Origin of the sequence: uncultured Sphingomonas sp., assembly GCF_913062585.1 — a bacterium.
In the GTDB taxonomy this organism is placed as follows: Bacteria; Pseudomonadota; Alphaproteobacteria; order Sphingomonadales; family Sphingomonadaceae; genus Sphingomonas.
Genome location: NZ_CAJXWX010000004.1, coordinates 38,457 through 51,780, shown reverse-complemented (window position 1 = coordinate 51,780; position 13,324 = coordinate 38,457). Strand labels below are relative to the sequence as shown.

12 protein-coding genes are annotated in these 13,324 nt (G+C 65.9%); 4 read left to right on the top strand and 8 right to left on the bottom strand.

The genetic code is table 11. From position 1 onward, the window contains the following. Position 1 precedes the first annotated feature (1 nt). The 3 genes from cysN to QZ546_RS04755 all read left to right on the top strand — a co-directional run bounded on the left by cysN (position 2) and on the right by QZ546_RS04755 (position 3,420). A complete protein-coding gene (gene cysN / locus QZ546_RS04765; protein ID WP_294235335.1) occupies positions 2-1,915 on the top strand; it encodes a sulfate adenylyltransferase subunit CysN in 1,914 nt (637 codons plus the stop codon). Continuing rightward, positions 1,912-2,643: a 3'(2'),5'-bisphosphate nucleotidase CysQ gene (locus QZ546_RS04760; RefSeq protein WP_294235333.1), complete on the top strand. Its 732-nt coding sequence runs from the start codon at positions 1,912-1,914 to the stop codon at positions 2,641-2,643. Before cysN ends, QZ546_RS04760 begins: the two co-directional genes overlap by 4 nt. 69 nt (positions 2,644-2,712) lie before the next feature. Further along, positions 2,713-3,420, top strand: a complete 708-nt coding sequence (locus QZ546_RS04755; protein WP_294235331.1) for a ZIP family metal transporter — start codon at positions 2,713-2,715, stop codon at positions 3,418-3,420. Between the two features lie 51 nt (positions 3,421-3,471). Here the strand turns inward: QZ546_RS04755 and QZ546_RS04750 are convergent, their stop codons facing one another. The 5 genes from QZ546_RS04750 to QZ546_RS04730 all read right to left on the bottom strand — a co-directional run bounded on the left by QZ546_RS04750 (position 3,472) and on the right by QZ546_RS04730 (position 7,417). Further along, a complete protein-coding gene (locus QZ546_RS04750) occupies positions 3,472-3,990 on the bottom strand; it encodes a ferritin-like domain-containing protein (RefSeq protein WP_294235330.1) in 519 nt (172 codons plus the stop codon). 22 nt (positions 3,991-4,012) lie between these two features. After that, positions 4,013-4,795, bottom strand: coding sequence for an SDR family oxidoreductase (locus QZ546_RS04745; RefSeq protein ID WP_294235329.1), 783 nt, complete (start codon positions 4,793-4,795; stop codon positions 4,013-4,015). A gap of 10 nt (positions 4,796-4,805) precedes the next feature. Then, positions 4,806-5,981 (bottom strand): zinc-dependent alcohol dehydrogenase, encoded by a 1,176-nt coding sequence (locus QZ546_RS04740; RefSeq protein ID WP_294235327.1) that lies wholly within the window; start codon positions 5,979-5,981, stop codon positions 4,806-4,808. After that, on the bottom strand, positions 5,978-6,568 hold the full coding sequence (locus QZ546_RS04735; RefSeq protein ID WP_294235325.1) for an SRPBCC family protein: 591 nt from the start codon (positions 6,566-6,568) through the stop codon (positions 5,978-5,980). Before QZ546_RS04735 ends, QZ546_RS04740 begins: the two co-directional genes overlap by 4 nt. Before the next feature lie 129 nt (positions 6,569-6,697). Then, positions 6,698-7,417, bottom strand: a complete 720-nt coding sequence (locus QZ546_RS04730) for a Crp/Fnr family transcriptional regulator (protein ID WP_294235322.1) — start codon at positions 7,415-7,417, stop codon at positions 6,698-6,700. A 534-nt stretch (positions 7,418-7,951) separates the two neighbouring features. Here QZ546_RS04730 and QZ546_RS04725 point away from each other — a divergent pair. After that, positions 7,952-9,142 carry an amino acid aminotransferase gene (locus QZ546_RS04725; RefSeq protein ID WP_294235321.1) on the top strand — a complete coding sequence of 397 codons (1,191 nt, stop codon included), beginning with the start codon at positions 7,952-7,954 and terminating at the stop codon, positions 9,140-9,142. A 224-nt stretch (positions 9,143-9,366) separates the two neighbouring features. Here the strand turns inward: QZ546_RS04725 and xylA are convergent, their stop codons facing one another. Genes xylA through QZ546_RS04710 form a run of 3 tightly spaced genes read right to left on the bottom strand, consistent with a single transcriptional unit; the run spans position 9,367 to position 13,291 of the window. Beyond that, complete coding sequence (xylA, locus tag QZ546_RS04720) at positions 9,367-10,689, bottom strand: xylose isomerase (RefSeq protein WP_294235319.1); 1,323 nt, start codon at positions 10,687-10,689, stop codon at positions 9,367-9,369. A 1-nt stretch (position 10,690) separates the two neighbouring features. Continuing rightward, positions 10,691-12,139, bottom strand: coding sequence for a xylulokinase (gene xylB / locus QZ546_RS04715; protein WP_294235317.1), 1,449 nt, complete (start codon positions 12,137-12,139; stop codon positions 10,691-10,693). 9 nt (positions 12,140-12,148) lie between these two features. Further along, a complete protein-coding gene (locus tag QZ546_RS04710; RefSeq protein ID WP_294235315.1) occupies positions 12,149-13,291 on the bottom strand; it encodes a glycoside hydrolase family 43 protein in 1,143 nt (380 codons plus the stop codon). Positions 13,292-13,324: the final 33 nt, after the last annotated feature.

Genomic DNA, 13,324 nt, shown 5'->3' with positions numbered 1-13,324 from the left:
GATGACCGCCTATCAACCCGATGCGCTGATCGCCGCCGATATCAACGCCTATCTCGCCACGCACGCCGCCAAGTCGATGCTGCGCTTCATCACCTGCGGCTCGGTCGATGACGGCAAGTCGACGCTGATCGGGCGGCTGCTCTACGATTCGAAGACGATCTTCGAGGACCAGCTGAGCCAGCTGGAGGCGGACAGCCGCCGGGTCGGCACGCAGGGGGCCAATATCGACTTCGCGCTGCTGGTCGACGGCCTCGCCGCCGAGCGCGAGCAGGGCATCACCATCGACGTCGCCTACCGCTTTTTCGCGACGGAGAAGCGCAAGTTCATCGTCGCCGATACGCCGGGTCACGAGCAATACACCCGCAACATGGTGACGGGTGCCTCGACCGCCGACTTGGCGGTGATCCTGATCGACGCGCGCAAGGGCGTGCTGACCCAGACGCGGCGGCACAGCTATCTGGCGCATCTGGTCGGCATCAAGGAGATCGTGCTGGCGGTCAACAAGATGGATCTGGTCGGCAACGACCAGTCGGTCTTCAACGCCATCGTCGCCGACTATGCCGCCTTTGCGCGTGGCATCGGGATCGAGCGTTTCACCGCCATTCCGCTGTCGGGGCTGACCGGCGCGAACGTCACCACCCCCTCGCCCGACATGCCCTGGTATGAGGGGCCGCCGCTCCTCCCGCACCTGGAGACGGTGGCGATCGACGGCGACCGGGCGGTCGCGGCGTCGTTCCGTATGCCGGTGCAGTGGGTCAACCGGCCCGACCTCGACTTTCGCGGCTTTGCCGGGCTGATCGCCAGCGGCCGGGTGTCGGTCGGCGACCGCGTGCGGATCACGCCGTCGGGCCGGACGACCAGCATCGCGCGGATCGTCACCTATGACGGCGACCGGGATCAGGCGATTGCGGGCGAAGCGGTGACTTTGGTGCTGGCCGAGGAAGTAGACTGCTCGCGCGGCGACGTGATCGCGGCGGCCGAGGATCCGCCCGAGGTCGCCGACCAGTTCGTCGCCACCATCGTCTGGATGGCCGATGCACCGCTGGTCCCGGGGCGCAGCTATTCGTTGAAGCTCGGCGCGCAGCTGGTCGGCGCGACCGTCCAGCCGCCGCGCCACGTCGTCGACGTCAACAGCCAGGAGCAGCGCCCCGCCGACACGCTGGCGCTCAACGATATCGGCCTGGCGGAGGTCTATGCCGACCGCCCGATCGTGTTCGAGCCCTATGCGAAGGGCAGTACGCTGGGCGGCTTCATCCTGATCGACCGCGCGACCAACGCCACGGTCGCCGCAGGGATGATCGACCATGCGCTGCGCCGGTCGCAGAACGTCCATTGGCAATCGACCGTCATCACCCGGGAGGCCCATGCCCGGCAGAAGGGCCAGTCGCCCAAGGTGCTGTGGTTCACCGGTCTGTCGGGTTCGGGCAAGTCGACCATCGCCAATCTGGTCGAACAAAAGCTGCATGCCATGGGCCGCCACAGCTTCCTGCTGGACGGCGACAATATCCGCCACGGCCTGAACCGCGATCTGGACTTCTCGGAAGCCGGTCGGGTCGAGAATATCCGGCGGGTGGGCGAAGTCGCCAAGCTGATGGCGGACGCCGGGCTGATCGTCCTGACCGCCTTCATCTCGCCGTTCAAGGCGGAGCGGGACATGGTTCGTGCGCTGCTGCCCGAGGGCGAGTTCGTCGAGATTTTCGTCGATACGCCGCTGGCCGTCGCCGAGAACCGCGATGTAAAGGGTCTGTACGCCAAGGCTCGCGCGGGCGAGATCGCCGAGTTCACCGGTATCTCGAGCCCTTATGAAGCGCCCGAGCGGCCCGAAATCCATGTCGATACGACGAAGGAGACGGCGGAACAGGCTGCCGCGCGGATCGTCGAGCATGTACTGGGTGTCTGGAGCTATGACCTGTGACTGACGCCGAACTCGCGCGGTCCGTCGCGCTGGAGGCGGGCCATCTGCTCGAGGCTATTCGTGCGTCCAGCGGGCTGGACGGCGCTGCGCTGGGCAAGAAGGGGGATCGCGACGCCAACACGCTGATCCTCGACCGCCTGCGCGCCGCCCGTCCGAACGACTTCATCCTGTCGGAGGAGTCGGTCGACGACCGTGCGCGGTGCGCGGCCGAACGGGTTTGGATCGTCGATCCGCTGGACGGCACGCGCGAATATGCGAGCGGTTCGGACGAATGGGCGGTGCATATCGGCCTTGCCATCGGCCGCCGCCCGGCGCTGGGCGCGGTCGCTGTGCCCGCGCTGGGGCGGGTCTTCGCGACCGACGATCTGCCGCCCAAGCATCCCCCCTGCCCCGCAGGGCTACGCGTCGTCGTCAGCCGCAGCCGCGCACCCGATATCGCACGCTGCGTCGGCGACCGGCTGGGCGCGATCATGATCCCCATGGGCTCGGCAGGAGCCAAGGCGATGGCGGTCGTCGAGGGGCGGGCCGATGTCTATCTGCATGACGGCGGCCAATATGAATGGGACAATTGCGCCCCCGCCGCCGTCGCGCTCGCCGCCGGGCTCCATGCCTCGCGGATCGACGGCAGTCCGCTCGTCTATAATTGCGAGAATCCGCTGCTGCCCGACCTGCTGATCTGTCGCCGCGAAGTGGCCGCGACGGTGCTGGAGGCGATCGCGCTGGCGTGATGCCGGCGCTGATACAGGTTTCACAAATGTGACCTTGTAACGTCTCACCCCCTCGTTCATGGGTCGCCGATGACGCTCATCCCCCTCGCCTTCGGACTGGCGGCCATGCTCGCCACGCTGGCGGGCGGGCTCCTGGCGCTGCGCCTGCGCCACCGGATCGGGATCGTGCTTGGCCTGACCGCCGGGATCGTCATCGGGGTGGCGCTGTTCGACCTGATGCCCGAGGCGTTGGGGCTGGCGGGGGATCGCTGGTCGGTGCATTCGCTGATGGCGTTCACGGCCTTGGGTTTGGGCGGCTATATGCTGCTGGACCGAATGCTGGCGAAGATTCCGCGCGCCGCCGCGTCATGGCGGGGCGATCTGGGCCCGGCGATGCTCAGCCTGCACAGCCTGATGGACGGGCTCGGCATCGGCATCGCCTTTCAGATCGACACGGCCGCAGGCTGGATGATCGCCATCGCCGTCCTGACCCATGATGTGGCGGACGGCGTCAACACCGTGTCCCTGAGCCTTGCGGCTCGGAGCGAAGTGGCGGCGCGACGCTGGCTGATCCTGAACGGTATCGCGCCGATGCTGGGGGTGGTGATCGGCCTGGGCATCGCCATTCCATCCGCGATGCTCGCCCCGCTGATGGCGCTGTTCGCCGGCATTTTCCTCTATATCGGCGCGTGCGAACTGGTGCCGCGCAGCCAGTCGCTCGATCCGCGGCTGAAGACCGGGATCGCGACGATCTTCGGCATCCTGCTGATGCTGGCTATCACCCACGTCGCGCATTGACCGGAAGGGCACCGCCGCCGGGAAGGGCGGCCGCCGACGGTGCCCAGGGCGTCAAGCCGTCGCGCTGGCCTCCGCGGCCGCATTTGCGCCACCTTCGGCAAGATTGGTCAGCTTTTCATCGGTCGCCTTTTCCTCGGCCAGCGTCTCGTCCAGAATCGCGGCACAGTCGCTGCGCCCCAATTGCCGTGCCCATGCCACGAGGGTGCCGTAGCGGGCGATCTCATAATGCTCGACCGCCTGCGCCGCCGCGATCAGCGCGGCGTCGAGCACCCTCTTGTCGGCCACCTCGCCCGCGACCTCATTCGCTTCCTTGATGATGCCGTCGATCGCCGGGCAGGTCACGGCCTTGGGCGTCTGGCCATGCATCTCGAACACCCGTTCCAGCCGCGCGATCTGCCCTTCGGTCTCACGCAGATGCTGTTCGAACCCGGCCTTCAGCTGCGGGTCGGTCGCCTTGTCGATCATCTTGGGCAGCGCCTTGGTAATCTGATGCTCGGCGTAATAAATGTCCTGGAGCTGGTGGACGAACAGATCGTCCAGCGTCGCGATGTCCTTCGTAAACAGGCCCATGATCCGTCTCCTGTAGAAAAACTCAACGGTCGGCCGAGCCTGGCTCGGCAATCTTGCGGTGGGCCTCGGCCAGCACCGACTGCGGCACCACTCCGGAGCCTGCGACCTGTGCCTTGTTGGCGAGGCCGGGAGTGATGTGCCCCTCGCCGGCCTTCATCGCTTCCCAGCCGGTGCGGGCGACCTCCGCCGGATCGTCCTTCTTGCCAGCACCCACCCGGGTATCGAGCATGTCGGCGCGGGCGAAGAATTCGGTCTCGGTCGGGCCCGGCATCAGCGTGGTCAGGGTGACGCCGCGATCCTCCTTCAGCTCGTTACGCAGCGCCTCGGTGAAATTGTCGATGAACGCCTTGGTCGCGTTGTAGATCGCGTTGAAGGGACCGGGGATGAAGCCGACGATCGACCCCGTCACCAGCACCTTGCCCTCCCCGCGCCGGACCATGCCGGTCAGCACGCGCTGGAGCAGATGGACCGTGCCGGTGACATTGGTGTCGATCGAGCGCCGCCAGTCCGCGACCGGCTGATCGAGGAACGCGCCGCCCTTGCTGTTCCCCGCATTGGCGCACAGCACGTCGATGGTCCGCCCATCGGCGGCAGCAAGTAGCGTGTCGACGCCCTCGAAGGTCGCCAGGTCGGCCTCGACCGCCTGCACCCGCGTGCCCGGCGCGGCCAGATCGGTCGCGGCGGTGTGGATGGCGGGCTCGTCCGCGACGATCAGCAGGTCATATCCGTCCCGTGCCGCACATGCTGCCAGATGATAACCGATGCCCGTCGAGGCACCCGTCACGATTGCGAATTTCTCGGCCATGATGCGCTCCTTATTGACCGGGCTTCAGCACGATCTTGGTGACTTCGTTCTGCTTGTCGTGGAACATGCGATAGCCGTCCGGCGCCTGTTCCAGGGGGAGGCGGTGCGAGATGAGGAAGGTCGTGTCGATCTTCCCCTCCATGATCGCGTCCAGGAGGCCGGGGAGGTAATGCTGGACATGGGTCTGCCCGGTCTTGAGCGTCAGCCCCTTCTGCATCATCGCGCCGAGCGGAAACTTGTCGACGAAGCCGCCATAGACGGCGGGCATCGACACACGGCCGCCCTTGCGGCACGCCAGGATCGCCTGGCGAATGGCATGGATGCGATCGGTGCCGAGGAAGGTCGACGCCTTGATCTGGTCGATGGCATTGTCGACGAACATCCCGTGCGCCTCCAGCCCGACCGAGTCGATCACCGCGTCGGGGCCGATCCCACCCGTCATCTGCATCAGTGCGTCGTAGGTGGCGGTCTGTTCGAAATTGATCGTCTCCGCGCCGAACGTGCGCGCCAGCTCCAGCCGGTGGGGGAAATGGTCGATCGCGATCACCCGCTCGGCCCCCATCAGGAATGCCGACTGGACCGCGAACAGCCCGACCGGGCCACAGCCCCAGACCGCGACGGTATCGCCCGGCTCGATCTGGGCATTTTCCGCCGCCATCCAGCCGGTGGGCAGGATGTCGGAGAGGAACAGGACCTTCTCGTCGTCCACCCCGTCGGGGATGACGATCGGGCCGGTATCGCTGAACGGCACGCGGACATATTCCGCCTGTCCGCCCGCATAGCCGCCGGTCATGTGGCTGTATCCGAACAGCCCGGCCATGGGATGGCCGTACAACTCGCGCGCGATATCCTGATTGTCGGCGGGCAGGCCGTTTTCGCAGCCCGAATATTGATGCTTGCCGCAATGATAGCAGGACCCGCACGCGATGGTGAACGGCACCACCACCTTCTGCCCCTTTTTCAGGGTCGAGGCGGAGCCGGTCTCGACCACCTCGCCCATGAACTCATGGCCGAGAATATCGCCCGACTGCATGGTCGGGATATAGCCGTCATAGAGATGGAGGTCGGAGCCGCAGATCGCGGTCGCCGTCACCTTGATGATCGCGTCGCGCGGGTTGACGATGCCGGGATCGTCGACATTGTCGATGCGCACGTCATGCTTGCCATGCCAGGTCAGCGCTTTCATGCGGCCTGCTCCTCATGCTGTTCGCGGTTCATCGCGTTGGTCGCGACTTCGCCGGTTTCCATCAGCTGCTTGAACCGCGTCAGGTCGCGGCGGACCTGGATATTGGGCTCGCGCTGGAACAGTTTGGCGACGAGCTTGCCGATCACCCCGGCGGGCGGGTCATAGAGGATGGTGGCGGTGACGACGGTGCCGCGTGCGCCGGCGTCGCGGAACGTCACCCGGCCCGAATTGGCGATGTCGGCACCTTCGGCGGAGGCCCAGGCGATCAGCCTGCCCTCCTCTTCCTCGGTGACCAGCGCATCCCACTCGACCAAGGTGCCGCCGGGGGCCTTCACCACCCAGTGCGAGCGGCGGTCGTCGATCACATCGACCCGGTCGACATTCTCCATGACGTCGGCCAGGTTCGAAAAGTCGCGCCACCAGGCATAGAGGTCGGCGGCCGGGCGGTTGATCGTCACCGCCCAGCCGGTCAGGCTGTCGCCCCGGTCCTCGATCGCTTCGTGGGTTGCGATGCGGACCGCGGCGTCGCTGTCTTTCGATGCGGACAGCGGAGCGTCGTCATAGGGTCTGTCGGCGATGTCCGGCATAAGCCTCTCTCCTCATTCCTTGCGCGGACAGCGTCGGATGAGGCGGCTTGTTCCTTATTTTCTCATGTTTTTACAATATCTTGATAGGCGTCAATGATGTATTGCAAGACCGGGTCGATCGGCCCGGTCTTACGCCCCCGTGACGCGGACCTGCGCCCGGCCGACCTTGCGCGAAAGCAGTTTCGGGTCGGGGATCGTCATGGATCGCGCGGACCAGATCAGGTCGCCCGCCCGTCGCGCCGCCTGGAGCATCCGATTGACGTGCACCGCCGTCAGACCCAGCGCGTCGGCCAGCGTCTCCTGGGTGATCGGCAGGTCGTAGCTATGACCCTGGGTCAGTCCGCTCATCGCCAGACGCTCCTGCAATTCCAGCATCAGGTCGCCAATCCGCTCCATGGCGTTCATCCGCCCCAGCCGCGCGATCTGGGCGAGCAGATAGGCCTCGTCGAGCGCATGGGCGACGGCATAGGCCTGGTCCAGGCTGGGCGACATGGTGGGGTCGGGCGGCACACAGGTGGTCATATCGGTCAACGTCACGATGCTGCTCGGGGCGACCGGCCGGTGATGATCGTAGAGGCCAACCACGTCGCCCGGCAGCACGAAGCTCAGGAACTGGCGCCGCCCATCCGGCAGAATCCGCACCCGCGCCGCCCATCCCGACAGGATGAGGTGCGCGCTGGCAATGTCCCGCCCCTCAACGACCAGATCGCGGCGTGCGCGAAAGGCCTGCGGTCGAGCAATGGCCGATCCAAGCGCCGCATGGGCGGCGGCATCGAGCGGCGCCAGGCGCGACAGACGATGGAGCGCCGGTGACACGACGCCTGCCAGAGGGATCGCCCGGGCGGTCACGGCAACGCCTCCCGGGGATGGGGGACAGACCCGAAAGGCAGACATGCCCCTGATGTTGTACGAAACCGGAACAGCGACGAAGATCGAAAGCAGGGCATCGCGGAATATCCTCGTCAGCCGATAACCAGCAAAGCAATCGGCGGGGACGACAACGCAAAATACGTCACCGGGAACGGGAAGGGAGTTCGGTCGGATCGAGATAGCGGGATGATACCAAACCCTTCCGCCAACACGTTCTCGGCGGATGAACTGGACATCATCGCGACATCTCCCGTTCATCTGGTCTACGAACAACCCTCAGCGAAGCTCCATAATGCACATCAATATCGCGCACTTTTCGGATTTTAGTTGGATCAATGGGGGTGAAATGCTCGCAATCGGGTCCGTCATACGACACGGCTGCGGGCCATTGGACCCGTGTCATCGGCGACCAGCCCCAGCGCCCTCGAGACGGTCGGGAAAAAGGGCATGGGACATTCCCTTTCACAAATGAAACCCTATGGTGCGCGCGTTTCTGTCCAAAAGGCTTTTTCGATGCGTTTCGCGACCCTGACCCGCCAACCCGACGATCCCTTGCTGCGAATCATCGGCCAGCATGCCGCCGATCCTCGCCCCGACAAGATCGACCTGGGCGTCGGCGTTTTCCGTGACGAAGACGGCCGCACGCCCGTCATGACCGCGGTGAAGGCGGCCGAGGCGCGGTTGCTGGCCGATCAGTCGAGCAAATCCTATCTGGGGCCGGAGGGCGATATCGGCTTTGTCCGCGCGCTCGCCACGCTCGTCATCGGCGACACGGTGGCGGCGGACCGGGTCGTCGGCCTTCAGACCCCCGGCGGCACCGGCGCGCTTCGCCTGGCGGCGGAGGTACTCGCAAGGGCGGGCGTGTCGAAGATCTGGATCGGGAGCCCCAGCTGGGCCAATCACGCGCCCCTGTTCCGACAGGCGGGCGTCGAACCGGCGATGATCCCCTGTTTCGACCTGAACAGCCAGACCTTCGACCTGGATGGATTTCTGAAGGGGTTGGGTGAGGCCCAGCCGGGCGAGGCCGTGCTGCTTCACGGATGCTGCCACAATCCGATCGGGATCGACCCGGATGCGGCGGGCTGGACCGCGATCGCACAGGCGGTGGCGTCGAGCGGCCTTCTGCCGGTGGTCGACCTGGCCTATCAGGGGTTGGGTTACGGGTTCGACCGCGATGCGGACGGCGCACGCACTATCCTGGCGGCGGTGCCCGAGGCGCTGCTCGCCTATTCCTGCGACAAGAATTTCGGGCTCTATCGCGAACGGACCGGCGCGCTGTTCGCCCTGTCACCCGACCGCGACACCGGCGCGGTGGTCTTTTCCAACCTGCTCTCGCTGGCGCGGGCCAACTGGTCGATGCCGCCGGACCATGGCGCGGCCATCGTCCGCATCATCCTGGAGGACGAGGGCCTGACCGCCGAGTGGCGCGACGAGCTGGAGACGATGCGCCAGCGGCTCGAAAGCCTTCGCGCGGCCCTGGCGGCAGGTGGCAGGATCGGTACGATCGACCTGGGCGCCGTGGCGCATGGCAAGGGCATGTTCGCCACCCTGCCTTTGTCCCCGGCACAGGTCGAATGGCTGCGCGATCGGCATGGCGTCTATATGGCTGGGTCGGGACGGATCAACATCGCCGGGTTCAACACCGCCGCGATCGGACGCTTCCATGATGCGCTTCGGGATATGGCGGCGAACGGGGTGGCTTGATCGGGAGGGTCCCGCCGTTCGTATGGGGCGGCGGGAATCCCTTGGCCTTCGACTTCGCTCAGGCTGAACGGGGGTTGGGATGGGGCATATTCCCTGACTCCGTTCAGCCTGAGCGAAGTCGAAGGCCACGCCACCCGGCAAACAAAAAAAAGGGGCGCATCCGAACGGCCGGATGCGCCCCTTTTTATAAGGGCAGCGGGCCGGAAAATCCGGCCAGCCCCGCCTTACTTGCCCGAATGAACGAAGCGGTTGACGATATTCTCGATCCGCTCCTGACGGCCCGAACGCGGCTTGGGGTCGATGCCCTTCTGCTCCGCCAGATCGGCGATCCCGGCCAGGTCCAGGCTACCGACCTGCTGGCCGAACGCACCGTCCCAACCGGCATAACGCTCGGTCTTGATCGCATCGAGGCGGCCGTCCTCGATCAGCGCGGCGGCATTGAGCAGGCCCTTGGCCACCACGTCGATCCCGCCGATATGACCGTGGAACAGATCGACCGCGTCCATTGACTGGCGACGGACCTTCGCATCGAAGTTGAAGCCGCCGGTGGTAAAGCCGCCCGCCCGGATGATCTCCACCATCGCCAGCGTCAGTTCCTCGACCGAGTTGGGGAATTGGTCGGTATCCCAGCCATTCTGATGGTCGCCACGATTGGCGTCGATCGACCCGAAGATTCCGAGCGCGCCAGCGGTCGCGATCTCATGCTCGAAGGTGTGCCCCGCCAGCGTGGCGTGGTTCGCTTCGATATTGACCTTCACTTCGTTTTCCAGGCCGTAGGCCTTCAGGAAGCCGTACACGGTCGCCGTGTCGAAGTCGTACTGGTGCTTGGTCGGCTCGTGCGGCTTCGGCTCGATCAGGATGGTGCCGGTGAAGCCGATCTTGTGCTTGTGCTCGACCACCAGGCTCAGGAAACGGCCCAGATTGTCCAGTTCGCGCTTCATATTGGTGTTGAGCAGCGTCTCGTAACCCTCACGACCGCCCCACAGCACATAGTTGGCGCCGCCCAGACGATGCGTGGCCTCCAGCGCATCGCGGACCTGCATCGCGCCGAAGGCATAGACTTCGGGGTCGGGGTTGGTCGCGCCGCCGGCGGCGAAGCGCGGATGGCTGAACAGGTTGGCGGTGCCCCAAAGGAGCTTGCGACCCGACGAAGCCTGGAGCTTTTCGAGGTGATCGACCGCCTCGGCAAAGTGACGGCGATGCTCGGCCACGCCCTGCGCATCGGCCATCACATCGACATCGTGGAAGCAGTAATAGGGCACGTCCAGCTTCGAGAAGAAGTCGAACGCCACTTCGCGCTTCTGTGCGGCGGCCGCGCTGTCGTTCGCGCCGGCATGCCAGGGACGGTTGAAGGTGCCGCCGCCGAACACGTCCGAACCCGGCCAGCAGAAGGTGTGCCAGAAGCAGGCGGCGAAGCGCAGATGCTCCTCCATCGTCTTGCCCAAGACGACGCGGTTCTTGTCGTAGAAGCGGTAGGCGAGCTCATTGTCGCTGTCCGGGCCTTCATAGCGGATCGTCGGGATGTCGGCGAAAAAGTCGGTAGCCATGTTAGGAATTCCTCGGAGTGATGCGGGAATAGCTTTCGCGGAAGCGCGCGATCTTGGGGGCGAAACGCTCGGCGAGCGCGGCGTCGGGGGCGATGGTGTGACTGACGGGCGGAGGTGCGCAGACCTCCTCCGGCGAGCCCCCATCGACGGCCAGTTGGGCCAGCCGGGCAGCGCCCAGCGCCGGGCCGACCTCACCACCCTGCAGATAGACGAGCTCGACGTTCAGCGCGGCGGCCAGCGTCTGGCCCCAATAGGAAGACCGCGCGCCGCCGCCGATGACGGAAAGCTGGGACAGCTCGGTCCCGGCGTCGCGCAGCACGGACAGGCCATCGGCGAGTGCGAACGCCACGCCCTCCAGCACCGCCTGCGCCAAGCGCTCAGGCGTGGTGTCATGGTCGAGGCCAAGGAACGCACCCCGCACCTCGGCATCATTGTGCGGCGTCCGTTCGCCGGACAGATAGGGCAGGAAGATTTCGGGGCCGCTGGCAGGTCCGACGCTTTCGGCACGGGCGAAGAGCTCCGCCGCACCGGGCGTGCCGGTCAGCCTCGCGACCCAGTCGATGCACGCCGCCGCCGACAGATGCACCGACATCTGATGCCAGACATCGGGTAGACAGTGGCAGAAGGCATGGACCGCCCCCGCCGGATTGGGGCGGAATTCCTTCGTGGCCGCGAAGATCACGCCGGACGTGCCCAGCGACAACAGCGCATCGCCGTCCTTGACGACACCGACGCCCGCCGCCCCGGCGGCATTGTCACCGCCACCGCCCGCAACCGGCACCTGGTCGATACCCCAGGCTTCGGCCACCTCGGCGCGCAGCTTGCCCGTCTGCGCCGTGCCCTCGACCGCCTGCGGCATCTGGTCGCGGGTCAGGCCGGTGGCGGCGAGGATCTCGTCGCTCCATTCGCGCGCCGCCACGTCGAGCCACAAGGTGCCCGCCGCATCCGACACGTCGGACGCCTTCTCGCCCGTCATCCGCAACCGGACATAGTCCTTGGGCAGCAGGACGGTGCGGATGGCGGCGAACGTTTCCGGCTCGTGCCGCGCGACCCACATCAGCTTGGGCGCGGTGAAGCCCGGCATGGCAAGGTTGCCCGCGATGCGGTGAAGCGCGGGGGCCTTGGTTTCCAGCTCCGCGCATTCGGCATGGCTGCGCCCGTCATTCCATAATATGCCGGGGCGCAGCACCTGATCCTCGGCGCCCAGCAGCGTGGCGCCGTGCATTTGCCCCGCCAGACCGATGCCGCGAACCGCCCGGCGGACCGCCGGGTCGATCGCGCGGACCGCCGCCGTCGTCGCCTGCCACCACGCCTCCGGGTCCTGTTCGGACCAGAGCGGTTGGGGCCGCTGCACGGTCAGTGCCGCCGTCCCCTGCCCCACGACCGCGCCATGTTCGTCCAGCACCACGGCCTTCACGCCCGAAGTGCCGATGTCGATGCCCAGAAACATCCGCCGCCCTTACTTCACGAACGGGTCGATGGTCGGGATCGTCCCGTCCGGATTGAACTTCAGCTCGGTCATCTTGACGTTGCGCAGGTGGTTCTTGCCCGACAATTGCGTGTCGGCGTAGAACAGCCACCACTTGCCCTTCCACTCGACGATCGAATGATGGGTGGTCCAGCCCTGCACCGGGCTCAGGATATGGCCCTTATAGGTGAAGGGACCGTAGGGGCTGGTCCCGATCGCATAGTTCAGGAAATGCGTGTCGCCGGTCGAATAGGTGTAATAATATTTGCCGTCACGCTTGAAGACCCAGGACGCCTCGAAGAAGCGCTTGTCATGATCGCCGCCCAGCACCGGCTTGCCCTGTTCGTCGAGGATCACGACGTCGCGCGGGGTTTCGGCGAAGGTCTTCATGTCGGGGTTCATACGGGCGATCTTGCCCGAGATGGCGGGCTGGTCGTCCTGCTTCAGGTCGGTGTCACTGCCGTTCGGATCATATTTGCCGTCCTTCCAGCGCTGAAGCTGGCCACCCCAGATGCCGCCGAAATACATGTACGCCTTGCCATCGGCGTCCTGGAACACGGCGGGGTCCATCGAGAAGCTGCCGGGGATCGCCTCGGGATCGGCCTTGAACGGGCCCATCGGGTTCTTCGAGGTGGCGACGCCGATACGGAAGGCGCCAAGGCCGTTCTTGTCCTTGGTCTTATCGCGCGCCGGGAAATAGAGATAATAGGTGCCGTCCTTATAGGCGGCGTCCGGCGCCCACATTTGCTGCGAAGCCCAGGGCACGTCCCTCACGTCGAGCGCGACGGGGCCGACCGTGACCGGCCCACCCGGCTCGTCCATGCGCAGCACCCGATAGTCGCGCATCGCGTACTGGTTGCCCAGGTCGTCGTCCTTGGTCTCGGTCGGGATGTCGTGGCTGGGATACACGTACAGCTTGCCGTCGCCCCAGACATGGGCGGAGGGATCGGCGGTGAAAATGTCCTTCACCAGCGGCTGCGACAGATAATGGCGGCCATCCGGCGCGGTCGGATTGGCATCGTTCGACGTGGTCGCGGTGTTTTCCTGCGCGCCGTTGCCTACCGTATTCGAAGATCCACAGGCCGCCGTGCCAAGACCCAGCACAACCACGCTGGCCATCATCAAGCGCTTCATCGCTTACCTCTCCCATGCGCTCCATCTTTGGAG

Excerpts from the sequence above, each read along its gene's own strand:
- QZ546_RS04735 (WP_294235325.1), bottom strand. The coding sequence starts at position 6,568 with ATGCCGGACATCGCCGACAGACCCTATGACGACGCTCCGCTGTCCGCA.
- QZ546_RS04740 (WP_294235327.1), bottom strand. The coding sequence starts at position 5,981 with ATGAAAGCGCTGACCTGGCATGGCAAGCATGACGTGCGCATCGACAAT.
- xylA (WP_294235319.1), bottom strand. The coding sequence starts at position 10,689 with ATGGCTACCGACTTTTTCGCCGACATCCCGACGATCCGCTATGAAGGC.
- xylB (WP_294235317.1), bottom strand. The coding sequence starts at position 12,139 with ATGTTTCTGGGCATCGACATCGGCACTTCGGGCGTGAAGGCCGTGGTG.
- QZ546_RS04750 (WP_294235330.1), bottom strand. The coding sequence starts at position 3,990 with ATGGGCCTGTTTACGAAGGACATCGCGACGCTGGACGATCTGTTCGTC.
- QZ546_RS04755 (WP_294235331.1), top strand. The coding sequence starts at position 2,713 with ATGACGCTCATCCCCCTCGCCTTCGGACTGGCGGCCATGCTCGCCACG.
- QZ546_RS04725 (WP_294235321.1), top strand. The coding sequence starts at position 7,952 with ATGCGTTTCGCGACCCTGACCCGCCAACCCGACGATCCCTTGCTGCGA.
- QZ546_RS04745 (WP_294235329.1), bottom strand. The coding sequence starts at position 4,795 with ATGGCCGAGAAATTCGCAATCGTGACGGGTGCCTCGACGGGCATCGGT.
- QZ546_RS04710 (WP_294235315.1), bottom strand. The coding sequence starts at position 13,291 with ATGAAGCGCTTGATGATGGCCAGCGTGGTTGTGCTGGGTCTTGGCACG.
- cysN (WP_294235335.1), top strand. The coding sequence starts at position 2 with ATGACCGCCTATCAACCCGATGCGCTGATCGCCGCCGATATCAACGCC.